This is a genomic window from Cellulomonas sp. EB106-03-03-XG116 (genome assembly GCF_058792015.1).
This window is the reverse complement of sequence record NZ_JBYTEP010000008.1, coordinates 92,789-108,287: the sequence shown is the minus strand read 5'-3', so window position 1 is coordinate 108,287 and position 15,499 is coordinate 92,789. Positions and strand designations below refer to the sequence as shown.

At 73.3% G+C, this 15,499-nt stretch carries 15 protein-coding genes and 1 tRNA gene; 11 read left to right on the top strand and 5 right to left on the bottom strand.

Annotation, left to right across the window (positions count from 1 at the left end; all coding sequences use genetic code 11):
- Positions 1-154 precede the first annotated feature (154 nt).
- The 3 genes from AC3WUG_RS05755 (at position 155) to AC3WUG_RS05745 (ending at position 3,628) form a co-directional block, all read left to right on the top strand.
- The gene (locus AC3WUG_RS05755; protein WP_492326790.1) at positions 155-1,831 is read left to right on the top strand and encodes an FAD-binding dehydrogenase; all 1,677 of its coding nucleotides are present in this window, start codon (positions 155-157) and stop codon (positions 1,829-1,831) included.
- A 177-nt stretch (positions 1,832-2,008) separates the two neighbouring features.
- On the top strand, positions 2,009-2,596 hold the full coding sequence (locus tag AC3WUG_RS05750) for a hypothetical protein (RefSeq protein ID WP_492326789.1): 588 nt from the start codon (positions 2,009-2,011) through the stop codon (positions 2,594-2,596).
- A 78-nt stretch (positions 2,597-2,674) separates the two neighbouring features.
- Positions 2,675-3,628, top strand: coding sequence for an ATP-dependent DNA ligase (locus AC3WUG_RS05745; RefSeq protein WP_492326788.1), 954 nt, complete (start codon positions 2,675-2,677; stop codon positions 3,626-3,628).
- 1 nt (position 3,629) lies between these two features.
- On the opposite strand, the gene AC3WUG_RS05740 is transcribed toward AC3WUG_RS05745, so the two are convergent.
- A complete protein-coding gene (locus AC3WUG_RS05740) occupies positions 3,630-4,541 on the bottom strand; it encodes a DUF368 domain-containing protein (RefSeq protein WP_492326787.1) in 912 nt (303 codons plus the stop codon).
- A 166-nt stretch (positions 4,542-4,707) separates the two neighbouring features.
- On the opposite strand from AC3WUG_RS05740, the gene AC3WUG_RS05735 reads away from it, so the two are divergent.
- Together AC3WUG_RS05735 and AC3WUG_RS05730 are read left to right on the top strand one after the other, a co-directional pair.
- Positions 4,708-4,780: transfer RNA gene (locus AC3WUG_RS05735), tRNA-Arg, on the top strand.
- A gap of 416 nt (positions 4,781-5,196) precedes the next feature.
- The gene (locus tag AC3WUG_RS05730) at positions 5,197-5,412 is read left to right on the top strand and encodes a hypothetical protein (RefSeq protein WP_492326786.1); all 216 of its coding nucleotides are present in this window, start codon (positions 5,197-5,199) and stop codon (positions 5,410-5,412) included.
- A gap of 1,279 nt (positions 5,413-6,691) precedes the next feature.
- On the opposite strand, the gene AC3WUG_RS05725 is transcribed toward AC3WUG_RS05730, so the two are convergent.
- Positions 6,692-7,561 (bottom strand): helix-turn-helix domain-containing protein, encoded by an 870-nt coding sequence (locus AC3WUG_RS05725; protein WP_492326785.1) that lies wholly within the window; start codon positions 7,559-7,561, stop codon positions 6,692-6,694.
- An 89-nt stretch (positions 7,562-7,650) separates the two neighbouring features.
- Here AC3WUG_RS05725 and AC3WUG_RS05720 point away from each other — a divergent pair, with 89 nt between their 5' ends.
- Both AC3WUG_RS05720 and AC3WUG_RS05715 read left to right on the top strand, forming a co-directional pair.
- Complete coding sequence (locus AC3WUG_RS05720) at positions 7,651-7,989, top strand: MoaF-related domain-containing protein (protein WP_492326784.1); 339 nt, start codon at positions 7,651-7,653, stop codon at positions 7,987-7,989.
- 184 nt (positions 7,990-8,173) lie between these two features.
- Positions 8,174-8,851, top strand: a complete 678-nt coding sequence (locus tag AC3WUG_RS05715) for an NADPH-dependent F420 reductase (RefSeq protein ID WP_492326783.1) — start codon at positions 8,174-8,176, stop codon at positions 8,849-8,851.
- A gap of 398 nt (positions 8,852-9,249) precedes the next feature.
- On the opposite strand, the gene AC3WUG_RS05710 is transcribed toward AC3WUG_RS05715, so the two are convergent.
- Genes AC3WUG_RS05710 through AC3WUG_RS05700 form a run of 3 tightly spaced genes read right to left on the bottom strand, consistent with a single transcriptional unit; the run spans position 9,250 to position 11,055 of the window.
- Positions 9,250-9,648, bottom strand: coding sequence for a (R)-mandelonitrile lyase (locus tag AC3WUG_RS05710; RefSeq protein WP_492326782.1), 399 nt, complete (start codon positions 9,646-9,648; stop codon positions 9,250-9,252).
- Positions 9,648-9,956: a carboxymuconolactone decarboxylase family protein gene (locus AC3WUG_RS05705; protein WP_492326781.1), complete on the bottom strand. Its 309-nt coding sequence runs from the start codon at positions 9,954-9,956 to the stop codon at positions 9,648-9,650. Before AC3WUG_RS05705 ends, AC3WUG_RS05710 begins: the two co-directional genes overlap by 1 nt.
- A 49-nt stretch (positions 9,957-10,005) precedes the next feature.
- The gene (locus AC3WUG_RS05700) at positions 10,006-11,055 is read right to left on the bottom strand and encodes a zinc-binding dehydrogenase (RefSeq protein ID WP_492326780.1); all 1,050 of its coding nucleotides are present in this window, start codon (positions 11,053-11,055) and stop codon (positions 10,006-10,008) included.
- Between the two features lie 271 nt (positions 11,056-11,326).
- Here AC3WUG_RS05700 and AC3WUG_RS05695 point away from each other — a divergent pair, with 271 nt between their 5' ends.
- The 4 genes from AC3WUG_RS05695 (at position 11,327) to AC3WUG_RS05680 (ending at position 15,483) form a co-directional block, all read left to right on the top strand.
- Positions 11,327-12,091, top strand: coding sequence for an SDR family NAD(P)-dependent oxidoreductase (locus tag AC3WUG_RS05695; RefSeq protein ID WP_492326779.1), 765 nt, complete (start codon positions 11,327-11,329; stop codon positions 12,089-12,091).
- A gap of 349 nt (positions 12,092-12,440) precedes the next feature.
- Positions 12,441-13,427 (top strand): PQQ-dependent sugar dehydrogenase, encoded by a 987-nt coding sequence (locus AC3WUG_RS05690; RefSeq protein WP_492326778.1) that lies wholly within the window; start codon positions 12,441-12,443, stop codon positions 13,425-13,427.
- 66 nt (positions 13,428-13,493) lie between these two features.
- Complete coding sequence (locus AC3WUG_RS05685; RefSeq protein ID WP_492326777.1) at positions 13,494-14,360, top strand: LLM class F420-dependent oxidoreductase; 867 nt, start codon at positions 13,494-13,496, stop codon at positions 14,358-14,360.
- A gap of 247 nt (positions 14,361-14,607) precedes the next feature.
- Positions 14,608-15,483 (top strand): helix-turn-helix domain-containing protein, encoded by an 876-nt coding sequence (locus AC3WUG_RS05680; protein WP_492326776.1) that lies wholly within the window; start codon positions 14,608-14,610, stop codon positions 15,481-15,483.
- The last annotated feature ends 16 nt before the right edge of the window (positions 15,484-15,499 follow it).

Genomic DNA, 15,499 nt, shown 5'->3' with positions numbered 1-15,499 from the left:
TCACGAACGTGTGACGACCTCACCAGGATGTGACGACCTCGCGGGCGGCCGTGCGCGCGGCCGCCGGCACCATCGTCTGACCCCGGCGCCCCGCTACAGTCGCCCCAGCCGGCGCCGCGACGGGGCGACGCCGCGGGCGGCGGGGGTGTGGCGCGTGGACGCGGACGTCATCGTGGTGGGCGGCGGGCTGGCCGGGCTGGTCGCCGCCGACGAGCTGGTCCGGGCGGGCCGGCGGGTGGTGCTCGTCGAGCAGGAGAGCCCGGCGAACCTCGGCGGCCAGGCCTGGTGGTCGTTCGGCGGCATCTTCCTGGTGGACAGCCCGATGCAGCGCCGGTTCGGCGTCCGGGACTCGCTCGACCTGGCGTGGCGGGACTGGCAGGGCACGGCCGGCTGGGACCGGCTCGACGGCGACCTGCCGGAGGACGCCTGGGCGGTGCGCTGGGGTCGGGCGTTCGTCGAATTCGCCGCGGGGGACGCGCTGCCGTGGCTGCACGAGCGCGGCGTCCGGTTCACGCCGGTGGTCGGCTGGGCCGAGCGCGGCGACGGCCTGCCCGGCGGGCACGGGAACTCGGTGCCGCGGTTCCACGTGCCGTGGGGGAGCGGGACCGGGATCAGCGAGCCGTTCGCGGACCGGGTGCGGGCGGCGGCGGCGGACGGGCGCCTCGCGCTGCGGTTCCGGCACCGGGTCGACGGGCTGGTGCGGACCTCCGGCGCGGTCACCGGCGTGCACGGCGCGGTCCTGGCCGACGACGACGCCCCGCGCGGGGTGCGGACGAACCGCGACGTGGTCGGGGACTTCGTGCTCACCGCCCAGGCGGTGGTCCTCGCGACCGGCGGCATCGGCGGCGACCACGAGCGGGTGCGCCGCTGGTGGCCCGACCGGCTCGGCACCCCGCCGCACACGATGCTGACCGGCGTGCCCGCGTCGGTCGACGGCCGGATGCTCGACATCGCCGCGGCCGACGGCGTGCGCCTGGTGAACCGGGACCGCATGTGGCACTACACCGAGGGCGTCGCGAACTGGGCGCCGGTGTGGCCGGGGCACGGCATCCGCATCCTGCCCGGGCCGTCGTCGGTCTGGTTCGACGCGCTGGGCCGCCGGCTGCCCCCGCCCGGGCTGCCTGGCCACGACACGGTCGGCACGCTCCGGCTGCTGCGGGCGGACCCGGACCTGCAGCCGTACGACCACTCCTGGTTCGTGCTGACCCAGAAGGTGATCGAGAAGGAGTTCGCCCTGTCCGGGTCCGAGCAGAACCCGGACATCACCCGGCGCGACTACCGGCTGCTGCTGCGGACCCGGCTGGGTCGCGGGGCGCCGGGGCCGGTCGAGGCGTTCAAGGAGCGCGGGGCGGACTTCGTCGTCGCCGGGACGCTGCGCGAGCTGGTCGCGGGGATGAACGCGCTGACCGCGGAGCCGCTGCTCGACCCCGCGGCGATCGAGCGGCAGGTCCGGGAGCGGGACGGGCAGCTGACGAACCCGTTCGCCAAGGACGCGCAGGTGCAGAGCATCCGGAACGCCCGGCGGTACCGCGGCGACCGGCTGCTGCGGGTCGCCCGCCCGCACCGGGTGCTCGACCCGGGTGCGGGGCCGCTGATCGGGGTGCGGCTGCGCGTGATCACCCGCAAGACGCTCGGGGGGATCCAGACCGACCTCGACGGCCGGGCGCTCGGGCTCGACGGGGCGCCCGTGCCCGGGCTGTACGCGGCGGGGGAGGCGGCCGGGTTCGGCGGCGGAGGCGCGCACGGGTACCGGGCGCTGGAGGGGACCTTCCTCGGCGGGTGCCTGCTGACCGGCCGCACGGCGGGGCGGGCGGTGGCGCAGGCGCTCTGAGCCGCCGGGCCGGTGAGGGTTCGGGATGCCTGGCACGCACACGGATCGCGGCGGCCCCCGTCGTGCCGTGACCGGACCTCGCGGCAGCACCCGGTCCCCGCGGCTGAGTGGTCGCGGCGTCCTAGCGTCGACGACGTCGCGGCCCGGTTCCGCGGCGCGGGCGACGGGAGGGCGGACATGCGGAGGCTGGTGTCGCGGGTGGTCGCGACGGCGATCGCGCTGACGGTCGGCGGGGTGCTCGGCGCCGGCGCGCTCGGGGCGTCGAGCGGGCTGCCGACGGCGGGGCTCGACCTGCGCGAGGGTGCGACGGGGCGGGTCCTCGTGCCGGTCCCGGCGCCCGGGGCGTCCGCCACGTTCCACATCACCGCGCGCCCCGCCGACGGCACGCCCTCGCCGCTCACCCTCGTGCTCGGCGAGGCCACCACCCCCGACGACGCCGACGTCGAGCTGACCCTGAGCGACGCCACCGGCGCCGTGCTCGCCGCCGGGAGCGCGGAGGGCCTGCGCGGCGCCCGGCTGGGGCTCGGCCTGGTCGGCGAGGAGCCGGTGACGGTGCACGGCACGGCCACCCTGCCCGAGTCGGGGCCCGCCGCCGCGGCGGGCGCGACGCTGGTGCTGCCCGTCCGGGTCGGCACCGCCCCGGACGGTGCCCGGTGGTCGCCCGGCTCCGGCGACCACGCGCCCGCGGGCGGCGTCGCGGCGGGCGTGCGCGTGGTCCGCGCGGCCCCGGCCGTGTCCGCGGCGCGGCCCGCGACGAGCGCCTGACGAGTCCGGTTTCACCCGGTCGAACGAAATCGGACGAAACCCCACATATGTGGAGGAAAGCGGGCGTACAGTTCGGCCGTGGCCCGAACGCCGGAGGACCCCAGCGGTCTCGCCCTGGCGCGCCCCGTCCCCGGGCTCGACGACACCGTCGGCCTGCCCGGCGGCACCGCCTGGGAGCCCAAGTGGGACGGCATGCGGCTGCTCGCGCTCGCCGACGGCCCGCGCACGCTGCTCCGGTCCCGGCACGGCGCCGACCTGACGCGGGCCTTCCCCGAGGTGACCGACGCGGTCGCCCGGCTCGTGCCCGCGGGGACCGTGCTCGACGGCGAGCTCGTCGTCCGCAGCGCCGGCCAGGTCGACTTCGGCGCGCTGCAGCGCCGGGCCGGCGCGGCGGACCCCGGCGCGTTCGCGGCCGCGCTGCCGGGCGAGTTCATCGTGTTCGACGTCATCCAGCGCGAGCACGTCGACCTCCGGCCCCAGCCGTTCATCGAGCGGCGCATCGCCCTCGAGGAGCTCGCCGCCGGCTGGGTCGGCCCGCTGTCCACCTCGCCGCTCACCGGCGACGCCGGCCTGGCCGCCCGCTGGTTCCGGGACCTCGCCGGGCTGGGCGTCGACGGCCTGGTGGCCAAGGGCCTCGACCAGCCCTACCGACCCGGCACCCGCGACTGGCGCAAGGTCAAGCACCGCTCGGTCGTCGACCTCGTCGCCACGGCCGTCACCGGGTCGGCCGCCCAGCCGGGCGCGCTGCTGCTGGCGCTGCCCGTCGACGGCGAGCTGGTGCCCGTCGGTCGCTCGGGTTCGATCGGGCTCGCCGCGGGGCTCGCGCTCGGGCGGCTCGTGACGCCGCTCGGGCCGCCGGGCGGTGCCACGTCGGCCATCGCGACCCGGATCGCGCCGCTGGTCGTCGAGGTGTCCGCGGACGTGCCGTGGGCCGACGGCGCCCTGGCGCGACCGGCGCAGTTCCTGCGCGCCCGGCCGGAGCTGCACCCCGTCGAGGTGGCGGCCGGCGCCGTGCTGGTGGGCTGCGGCTGACTCAGCCCGCGTCGGGCAGCGAGCGGGACCGCCGCTCGGCCGCGACGAGCGCCAGCACGACCGCCGCCCCCACGGCGAACGCCGCCGCCGCCAGCCCGACCTGGTCGCCCGGCGCCAGCAGCGTCCGGTCGTCCTCCTGCCACGGCCACAGCGCCCGCAGCGCCCCAGCCATCACGCCGGACAGCAGCACGAGCGTCGGGCGGCGCTGGCGCTCCAGCAGCCACTGCAGCGCCTTCACGAAGCACGCCAGGCCGATCACGATCCCGGCGAGGAACACCGCGACGTAGCCCCAGTCCCGGTCGTTCAGCGCCGCGAGCGTCGGCTGGTACAGCCCGAACGTCAGCAGCAGGAACGACCCCGACGTCCCGGGCAGCGCGAGCGCGCACGCCGCCACCGCCGCGGCCACCAGCACCACCGGGTAGGTGGGGCTCAGGTGCTGCGGCGGCAGCCCGACGAGCAGGAACACCGCGGCCGCCACCACCAGCGCCCGCGCCACCTCGCCCGCCGACCACCGCGCGCCGGCCATCCGCACCGGCACCACCAGCGCCGCGGCCGTCATGCCGAGGAACAGGCCGTAGAGCGGGACGGGGTGCTCCTCCAGCAGCGGCGCGATGAACCGCACCGTGATCAGCAGCCCGGGCACCATGCCGATGAGCAGCGGCACGATCACCGACCACCGCACCTTCCGGAGCTCCGCGCGGGCGCGCTCGCGGTCGGTCGCGGCCAGGCGCAGCGCGGAGATCGCGTGCCCGGCGCCGGTGACGGCGGTCTCGTAGGCGCCGGTCACCAGGGCGACGGTGCCGCCGCTGATGCCGGGCAGGGCCTCGGCGGCGCCGACGAGGGCGCCACGGGTCAGGGACCAGGGAGTCGAGGCGGGGCGGGACGTGGTGGCGGCGGAGGCGTCGTCAGGCACCCGGTCGACGCTACGGGGCGTGCAGGGGCCGACGCGAGGCGGCGGGGTACCTACGCACACCGTGCGCGGCACCGTCCCCGGCGGGGTGTGGCCGGGCGCACGTCGATCCGGTTTGGGCAAGGGGCGGTGCGACCTGTACTCTCTTCAACGGCCCTCCGGGGCCGATGCGCCCGTAGCTCAATGGATAGAGCATCTGACTACGGATCAGAAGGTTGGGGGTTCGAGTCCCTCCGGGCGCACACACGAGACGAAGGCCCAGCACCGGAACGGTGCTGGGCCTTCGCCGTTCCGCCAGGATCCGCGTTCTTGCAGTTCAGCGGACCGTGACGCGCCGGACACGGCCGCACCGAGGTCCGACGTCACCGTCGATGTCGAGCCGGTAGGGCCGCCGTCCGCGCCGCCCCGACCGCGCCCGCGGACACACCCCGGGACACACCCGCGCACACGCCGGGACACAGTCGCGCCGCCGTCGCGTGACGGGAGTGCGCGCGGTGGTGTGCGGGTACTGCCGGGTTCCGCAGAAGCCGGACCTATCCGGTACATGCCGCGACTACCGCCACCGAGCATCGCCGTCCGAACTCACCGGGGTCGGGTCCTCGACCCCCCGCCGGTCAACCCGCTCCTCGCGGGGATCCGGCCCACCAGCCACCGCCCCGTGCCCCGTCGCACGCTGCGTCCGGTCAAGCAGGCCGCCGCGACGCCGGTGCCCGCCGGGTACGTCGACGTCGCGGTCGCGGCGTCGCTGCTGGACCGGCCGGAGCACCTCCTCGCCTACCGCGCGCTCCACCACCCGCAGGAGCTGCCGCCGCACGTCCTCGTCGACGGACGCCCCTACTTCCGCCGAACCGATCTTCCTGGAGTCACCTCATGAGCACCTGGTCCCGCCCGTACATCACCGTCACCGACGCCGACGGGTTCCGCGTCAACTGGACCCTGCCGAGCCCGATGCCCTGGCCCGCCGGCGCCTGCGCCGACGAGTCCCTGCGCACCCCGGCCGACCTCGGCCTGCCCGTGGGCGGGACCGTCCAGGTCCGGTGGCGCACCCCGAACCACCCCAACCCGCGCTCCCTGAAGCGACCCACGTCCGACCTGCAAATCGTGGCCCTGGCCGGCGACGTCCGACGCGCTTACCTCGCCGAGGGAGCCGGCTGGACGCCTGACGCCAACGGCTGGCCGCTGCGCGTGCGGAGCCAGCGGGCCGCCACACCGACGCCGACCACCACCCCGGCGGTGGAGAAGACGGACGTCGTCCCGGTCATCGGTCCCCGCGCCGTGGTCAGCCCCGCCAACGCGACCATCGCCGACATCGCCAGCGGCCGGCTGCCGCTCGGCGCGACCGTCGCGCAGATCGTCACCGCGATCCGCCGCAAGCGCGAGGTCGAGTGGGCCGGCGCGCACAAGGTCAACATGCACAACATGCTCGACTTCCTCGAGCAGGTGCTGGTCTACACCGAACCGGTCGAGGACGACACCGACGCCGACCTGCCCGAGGTCGCCGCGTGGATGCGCGCCCGCCTCGCCCTGCCCGGGGTCGAGGTCGGCGGGTCCGTGCACATCGCGCTGCTGCTCGCCCCGGACCTCGAGCGGGCCATCGAGCACCGCCGCTACACCGACCGGCGCACCGAGCTGCTCAACAACCAGGCCCTCAAGCGGCACTACGACCAGTGGTCGCGGTACGAGGCCGCTATCGCCCGCCGCGCCGGCAGGTCCATGGGCGGGCAGCAGCCCAAGCGGCCCGCCGACCTGGTGCTGCGCGCCCCGCAGGTCCCGGTCGCAGCCCAGCCCGAACATCACCTCGTCCTCGTCGCAGTTGAGGATCAGCCCTGGGGTTCGCGACCGGTGGTGACCTGTTCGGCGGGCGGGCGTTCTTTGCCCTGGGCGAGCGCTAGCGCCGCTGCACACTCGTTCGCCACGACGGCCAATCGGCCTTCGAACGCGGCCCAGTCGGGGCACGACCTGCGTGACTCCCTTGTCGAACGACTGCACGGTGCTGTCGAGCTGCGCCACGGCACCGCGCGTAGCGCTCAAGGTTCTCGTTCGCCTGTGACCCACGGGGTCGTGGGCGGAGTCGCTCCCGATCCCCGTGCCGGGCAGACGTTCAGCGTTCGGCGCGTCCCGGAACCGAGCCGACGCCCGGCGACTGTCGCCGTCTACTGCGCACCGGGCGTGGGGTCAGGACGTGCAGCCGCGGCGTGCGCCGCCAGCTCCCGCAGTCGGACGAACGACTCGGTCCCGGCCTCGGCCGTCCAGATCACGACAAGCTGGTCGGGGTCCTGCGCCGACGACAGGATCTCCCACTCGAGGCGGAGTTCACCGACTACCGGGTGGTGGAGGGTCTTGACGCCCGTCCCTCGGCTCGCGACCTCGTGTGCGGTCCACAGCTGGACGAAGAACGGGTCACGCTCGGACAGTTCCGCGACCAGCGCCTCTAGCACGGGATCGTCCGGATACCGGGCGCTGTCCATACGGAGCTGAGCGATCGCGAGATCAACGACGCCCGGCCAGTCGGCGTACAGGGTCCGCATCGACGGGTCGGTGAAGAGAAGGCGCAGGAAGTTCCGCTTCGGCTCGGGGATCGCACCGAAGTCCGCGATGAGCGCCGCCCCCAGGGTGTTCCAACCGATGATCTGTGTCCGTCGCCCCAAGACGAACGCCGGGGTGTTCGACAAGTCGTCGAGCATCCGCTGCAGCGGCGCCTGGACGCGCTGGCGCGGCGGCCCGCCGGGATCGTCGCCGACCTTGCCCGCGAGCTCGAAGAGGTAAGCGCGGTGGTCATCACCCAGCCGGAGCACCCGGGCCAGGTCGGTCAGGACCGGGGCGGAGGCGGGAAGTCTGCCCTGCTCCAGTCGCGAGTAGTACTCAGTGCTGATCGAGGCGAGACGTGCAACCTCCTCCCGGCGCAAGCCGGGGACTCTGCGCGGCGAACCGGACACGTCGAGGCCGTAGTCCGCCGGACGGAGGTCGGCTCGGCGCGCCCGCAAGAAGTCCCCGAGCTCCCGCCACCGCTTCTCGCCAGCCACGTGAGCAGTATCCGCCACCGCGGGTCGTCGAAGGGGGGTGAGTTTTCCTCCCCTTTTGAGGTCGTCCGGGCGGTGGCACCGTCCTGCGCATGGACACCAACGCAACGCTTCCGAGCGTAGGACAGACCTGGCTCGCCGACCTCGGCCCGAACACGCCCCTGGGCCACTTCACCGTCGAGATCACCTTCGACACCCCCACGAGCGTCACCTTCTTCGTCACCGGTGGGGCGATCGCCGGCCGCACCGAGACGATGGACTACACCACCACGAAGGTTCGCGACGGCTTGTACGTTGTGCGCTGGACCGAGCCGGACTCGGGTGATCACGTGACCCACATCGAGGACTACACCGAGGGCGCGTGCATGGCCAGCTCGGTCATCGGCGGCGAGTTCATCCAGCTCGCCGGCACCTGGACCCGCGTCCGCTGACCACGGTCTGAGCGAGGGGCGTGACGGACGCGCTGACCCGCCTGTCCCAAGCCACGGTCGGGCCGGTGCGTTCTCTCCGTTGCACCTCGTCGCCCAGCGTCTCGGCAGCGCCGCTAACCGGCTCGGCCCAGCGCGACAGAGGACCCGCAGGTCATCTTGAACTCTTGATACGGAAAGGCACCACATGAAGATCGCCGTACTCGGCACCGGGATGGTCGGCCGCGCTCTGGCTGCGCGGCTGGACGGGCTCGGGCACGAGGTCGCCATCGGAACTCGCGACGTCGACGCCACGCTTGCCCGCCCCGAGACCGACGGCGCGCCGTTCTCCCAGTGGCTGGAGGACCACCGCGACGTCCAGCTTTTGTCGTTCGCCGACGCCGGGGCTTTCGCCGAGCTCGTGCTGAACGCGACGGCGGGCGCACGGTCGCTCGCGGCGCTCGAGGCCGTCGGCGAGCAGAACCTCACCGGCAAGGTCCTGCTCGACTTGGCGATCCCGCTCGACCTCTCGGGGGGCCTGCCGCCGCGGCTGATCACCGCGAACGACGACAGCCTCGGTGAGCAGATCCAGCGTGCGTTCCCTCGGGCTCGCGTAGTCAAGGCCCTGCACACCGTGTATTTCGAGGTCATGATTGACCCCAGCCGGATTCCGGGAGCGCACTCGGTCTTCGTCGCAGGAGAGGACGCCGACGCGAAGGCGAGCGTCCGCGGGATCCTTGAGCAGTTCGGCTGGCCGTCGGGCTCGATCATCGACCTCGGGGGGATCCGCACCGCGCGAGCTACTGAGATGTACTCGCGCCTGTTCTTCGACCTCTACGCCCAGTTCGGCACCTTCGACTTCAACATCAACGTGGTGCGCGCCTAACACACCGAACGGGCGACACGTAGCCGGGGACCGTGCACTGCACGGTGCCCGGCTACGACGTTGTTTGCGCTGGTCGACAACGGGCGACGCGTGCGTCGGCCCGTGAGATCGACCCAGCCATCACCCGCGAGCGCCCGCCGTGATCACCACATCGAGGGCGCCGGGCGCCGGTCCGACAAGTCCCGTACGAGTCGAGAAGCTCCGACGGGCGAGCCGAAGACGCCGCAACCGCGCTGCACGAAGCCGCGCACGTCATCGCGCACGGCGACCTGGAGCCCAAGGAGGTTCCTCGCGCGATCCGCAAGCTGGTTCGGCTGCGTGGCGTGAGTGGTCCGGCGCCGCGGCGCCGGAAGACCGCGCCGGCCCCCGCACGGGGTGCGGGGGCCGGATCCGGTTCGTCAAGCGGAGTACTGCTCGTCGGTGACGTGCTCGAGCCACGTCGTGGTCGCCGCCGGGTCGTCCGCGCTCTCCAGCATCGCGAGGTGCTCCATCCAGCACTCCGCGGTGGCGCCGTGCCAGTGCTCCTCGCCGGGCGGGGTGTAGACGGTCCGACCGGGCTCGACGCGCAGCACCCGGCCGTCGCGCGTGCCGACGAGCGCGGTGCCCTGAGTGACGCGCAGGTACTGGCCGCGGGCGTGGGAGTGCCAGGCGGTGCGGGCGCCCGGCGCGAAGCGGACCGTCGCGACGGACATGCGCTGGCCCGCGTCGTGCGGCACGGCGACCATGTCCACCCAGACGTCACCGGTGAACTGCTCCGGCGGGTTCTTCCCAGTGGTGGGGTTCGGGTCGATCTGCATCAGGCGAGCACCTCCTTCGCGAGCGTCAGGGCGGAGACCGCGCGGGGCCACCCGGCGTAGAACGCGACGTGGGTGATGGCCTCGACGATCTCCTCCTGGGTCAGGCCGTTCTCCAGGCCCATCGGGATGTGGCCGCGCAGCTGCTCGGTGTTGCCGGCGCTGACCAGGCTGGTGATGGTGATCAGCGAGCGGTCGCGCGGGGACAGCTCCGGGCGCGCCCACACCTCGCCGAACAGCACGTCGTCGGTCAGGTGCACGAACGCCGGGGCGATGTCGCCCACCATGCGCTGCATCGGGGACTCGGTCATGGGGATCCTCCTGGTTGCTCGTGGTCGGGTGCGCGGGTGGGTCCGCCGGTCAGGGGCGGAGCATGACCTTGAGCGCCTCGCGGGCGTCCATCGCGCGGTACCCGTCGGCGGCGTCGTCGAGGGAGACGGTGCGGTCGAAGACCTTGCCGGGCTCGATCGTGCCGTCGAGGACCTGCGTGACGGCGTCCTCCAGGTAGGCGCGCACGGGGGCCGGGCCTCCGTTGAGCGTGATGTTCTTGCCGAACAGCGAGCCGAAGCCGACCGGCGCCTCCTCGTACTGCGGGACGCCGACCCGGGAGATGACGCCACCGGCGCGCACGATGCCGTACGCCTGCTGGTAGGCGGGCATGTGGCCGACGGCCTCGAGCACGACGTGCGAGCCGGCGCCGTCCGTCAGGTCGAGCACCCGTTGCACGCCCTCGTCGCCGCGCTCGGCGACCACGTCGGTCGCGCCGAACTCGCGGCCCAGGTCGGTGCGCGCGGTGTGCCGGCCCATGAGGATGATGCGCTCGGCGCCCATCTGCCGGGCCGACAGCACCGCCGACAGGCCGACTGCGCCGTCGCCGATGACGGTGACGGTCTTGCCCGGCGCGACGCGGCCCATGAACGCGGCGTGGTAGCCGGTCAGGTACACGTCCGACAAGGTCAGCAGCGAGGCGAGCAGGGACTCGTCCGCGGTCGACGGGTCGACGTCCGGGACGACGACGAGGCTGCCGTCGGCCAGCGGGATGCGCGAGAGCTCGGCCTGCAGGCCGTTGGTGTCCGGGGTCGCGTAGAACCCGCCGTGCGGGCAGGCGGTCTGGAAGCCGTCGCGGCAGATGGGGCAGGTGTTGTCGCTGAACGCGAACGGGGCGATCACGAAGTCGCCCTTCTTCACCGAGGTGACGGCCGAGCCGGTCTCCTCGACGACGCCGATCAGCTCGTGGCCCATCGACTGGCCCTGCTCGGAGGCGGGCATCGAGTGGTACGGGTGCAGGTCCGAGCCGCAGACGCACGCGCGGACCGTGCGGACGATCGCGTCGGTCGGCTGCTGGATGACGGGCTCGGCGGTCTGCTCGACGCGGACGTCGCCGGCGCCGTACATGAAGGTCGCACGCATCAGTAGAACCTCCTCTGAATGGGACGTGGGATGTGCATCTAGGGTCCCGCGGCGGGCCTGCGGAGTCGCGCTCAGGACGGCCTCGAGGCAGGCCCTATCAGGACCCCCCTGCCGGCGCGCCGACCCCGACGCCGGCTCCTACCGTCGAACCGCGCAGCGCTCGCCGGGTTCGGTGCGACGCACGTCCGGTTGTCGGTCTCTCGCGACCGGCGACCCTCCCCACATCGAGTCCGCCTCACACCGAGGCCCTCCCACACCGAGGAGGAACGACATGCCCGAGAACCACGACTTCGCCGGCAAGAACGTGTACATCAGCGGCGCGGCCCACGGCATCGGCCGGGCGACCGCCCTCGCGTTCGCCCGGGCAGGCGCCGGGTTGACGCTGGTCGACCAGGACGCGGACGGCAACGCGGAGACCGCACGCCAGGTCACCGCGCTCGGCGCTCAGGTGCTGGAACTGCCCGGCGACGTGACCGACGAACGGCACGTCACCCGTGCCCTCGAGCGCACCGTCGCCAAGCTCGGCAGCCTCGACATCGCGTTCAACAACGCCGGCATCGAGCAGGACATGGGTCCGATCGACGAGCTGAGTGTCGAGCGGTGGGACCGCATCATCGAGGTCAACCTCCGCAGTCTCTTCCTCGCGCTCCGGCACCAGGTCCCCCTGATGAAGGCCGGCGGTGGCGGCGTGATCGTCAACACCACGTCCGGCGCGGGCGTCAAGGCGTTCCCCGGGCAGGCGGCGTACGTCGCGGCGAAGCACGCCGTCGTCGGCCTGACCAAGGGCGCCGCACTGGACTACGCGGACAAGGGCGTCCGGATCAACGCCGTCGCGCCAGGGATCATCGACACGCCGATGCGCCAGCGGGTGTTCGGCGCCGGCGACGAGGGCTACCAGAGCGCCGCCCAGCAGGAGCCCGTCGGGCGGCTGGGGACCCCTGAGGAGATCGCTTCGGCCGTCCTCTGGCTCGCCGGCCCGGGTGCGGCGTTCACCGTGGGGCACACCCTGGTCGTCGACGGTGGTCAGACCGCCTGACCAGCAGGTTTCCGCTGACCCGTCCTCGCGGCGCGGAGAGGGGGTCTGGCAGGACCCTCCCAGACGCCCTCGACCGCTGTCTACGGTCGCGTGCATGACCACGTCAGCGCACGTCGACCACCACCGCCCCGGTCGCGGGATGGTGCGCGTGGACGCCGGGGTCGGCCTCCTGGCGGCCAGCACCGGCACCGCGACGCCGGATCCCCGCCCAGCCCCGGTGGGTCCGGCTCGCCGAGTCACCCTGGGGAGACCCGTGCGACAGCGCCCACTGTGGCCGTGTGCGCTCACCCTGGCGCTGCTGTCGGCATGCAGCGCAGCCGGACCTGACGCACCTGGTCCCGGTAGCACCGTGGCGACGACGGCGGACGCCGGACCCACCCTCGCGGGGCCGGCCGTCGTCGCCACCGGGCTCGACGCTCCCTGGTCCGTCGTGTTCCTCGACGGCGTCCCGCTCATCAGCGAGCGGGACAGCGCACGCGTCCTGGAGCTCGCGGCCGACGGGACCGCACGCGAGGTCGGAGTCGTCGAGGGCGTGCGCCACGGCGGTGAGGCGGGCCTCCTCGGGCTCGCCGTGGACGACAGCGACAGGCTGTACGTGTACTCCACGGGCGCAGACGGCAACCGGATCGAACGCTACGAGGTGACCGGGACGGCCGGCTCGCACGCACTCGGAGACGCCGTCACCCTCGTCGACGGACTGCCTGCAGCGAGCTACCACGACGGCGGTCGGCTGGCGTTCGGGCCCGACGGCATGCTGTACGCCACCGTCGGGGACGCCGGCATGCGCTCGAGCGCTCAGGACACCGGGTCCTTGGCCGGCAAGATCCTGCGGATGACACCCGACGGGGAGGCCCCGCGGGACAACCCGTTCCCCGGCTCGCTGGTCTACAGCTATGGACACCGCAACCCCCAGGGCCTGGCCTGGGACGAGGACGGCACCCTGTACGCCTCGGAGTTCGGGCAGGACACCTGGGACGAGCTGAACGTCATCACCCCGGGCGCCAACTACGGCTGGCCCGAGGTCGAAGGCATCGCCGCTCAGGACGCGTACGTCGACCCGGTGCAGCAGTGGAATCCCGACCAGGCCAGCCCCTCCGGCATGACCTACCTCGAGGGCACGCTCTACCTGGCAAATCTGCGCGGCACCCTCCTGCGCGCGGTGCCCACCTCGGACCCGGCCACCTCCCGCGACCTCCTCGCCGGTGAGGTCGGCCGGCTGCGGGACGTGACGGTCGGCCCCGACGGACGCTTGTGGGTCCTGACCTCCAACACCGACGGGCGCGGGCAACCCGGCCCGGACGACGACCGGCTGCTCACGCTCGAGGGGACCGGGTGAGCAGGACCGATGGGCCACGGCCGCGGTGAACCGAACACACCGAGCACGACGGATAGGTGCTGACTCATGGAACTCGGTCTCCACATCGCCGACTTCACCTGGAACGGCGGACCCCGGACCCTCGGGCCTGAGCTGGCGCGCCATGTCCGGGACGCGGAAGCCGCCGGGATCACCCGCATCACGGTGATGGATCACTTCTGGCAGCTCGGCGAGGACCACGGCCTCGGCCCGTACGAGCACGACATGCTCGAGGCCTACACGACCCTGGGGTTCATCGCCGCACACACCGAGAAGGTGCTGCTGCACACACTCGTGACCGGAGTCATCTACCGCGAGCCGGCGATCCTGGCGAAGCAGATCAGCACCCTGGACGTCCTGTCCGGCGGTCGTGCCGGCCTGGGCATCGGCGCCGCCTGGAACGAGGACGAGTCCCGTGGGCTGGGGCTGCCGTTCCCGCCTCTGAAGGAGCGCTTCGAGCGTCTCGAGGAGACGCTGCAGATCTGCGAGCAGATGTGGTCGCCGTCCGAGGAGCCGTACGACGGGCAGCACTACCACCTCGGGCGGACCCTGAACGTCCCGCAGGGGCTGCGCGAACCGCGTCCGTACGTCATGGTCGGCGGCGGAGGCGAGAAGAAGACGTTGAGGCTGGTGGCGGAGCACGCCGACGCGTGCAACATCTTCGCGACGCCGCAGGCGGCCCACAAGCTCGAGGTCCTCCGCCGCCACTGCGAGGACGTCGGGCGCGACTACGACACGATCGAGAAGACCACCAGCTGGCTCGTCACACCCGAGACCACCAAGGACGACATCGTGCGCACCGCGCACGCCATGCGCGACCTCGGCTTCACGGTGGCATACCTGTTCGCCGGCGGGATCACCGAGCCCGGCGCGGTCATCGAGCTGTACGCCTCCGTCCTGCCCGAGATCCAGTAGCTCGACGCCCGCTCCCGCTCGGGCGCTGACCGGCTGTGGACCGAGCATGCGGCAGCGGAGCCACGTCCCCCCGATCCCCTCGGCCCGCCCGTCCCCTGCAACGGGCGAGCCGAGGGTCGCGGACGTCCCAGGCGACGCACGGCGGCCCCCGGCGCGGGTGGGTGCCTGCGCGCCGGACCTCCCCGGGGCAGAGGGGGGTCTGAGCGACCCCTGCTCGCGCGTGCACGACATGCCTACCCTCGACGGCATGGACCCTCGTGAAGAACTGCGCGACTTCCTGATGACCCGTCGTGGGCGAATCACCCCTGAGCACGCCGGGATCGCCACGGTCGGCATCCGGCGGGTCCAGGGTCTGCGACGTGAAGAGCTGGCGATGCTCGCGGGTGTCTCGACGGACTACTACTCGCGCCTGGAGAAGGGGAAGGTCGCGAATCCCTCCGAGTCGGTGCTGGAGGCGGTCTCGCGTGCGCTCGAGCTGGACGAGGCGGAGCACACCCACCTGCTCGACCTGGTCCGCGCCGGGGCACGCGGGAACCGCAGGACCACGCCGACCAGGCGTGGCGGCCCTGCACCGCGACCCAGCCTGCAGTGGATGGTCGACGCGATGACGGACGCCGCGGCGTTCGTCGTGAGCCCGGTTCTCGACGTGGCCGCGATGAACCACCTGGCTCGCGCCGTCTACTCGCCGATGCTGGAGGGGGCCCGGGACCAGCATCCGAACTTCGCCAGGTTCGCGTTCCTCGACCCTGCGTCGCGTGACCTGTACCCCGACTGGGAAGGAGCCGCGCGGGTGGCCGTCGCGCAGCTCAGGCTCGCGGTGGGCCGCCATCCGCGCAACCGCGCGCTGTCGGGACTCATCGGGGAGCTCGCGACGCGGAGCGAGGACTTCCGCTCGCTGTGGGCGGCGCACGAGGTCCGGCTCCACTTCGCCGGGACCAAGCACTTCGTGCACCCGGCGGTGGGCGCGCTCGAGCTCAGCTACCACACGGTCGAGCTGCCCAGCGACCCCGGGCACGCGCTGACCATCTACAACGCGGTCCCGGGGTCGCCCAGCGCGGACTCCTTGCGGCTGCTGTCGGCGTGGGCTGCGTCACGAGCCGACGAGCCGACCCGGACGACGTGACGGGACGTCTGGCTGG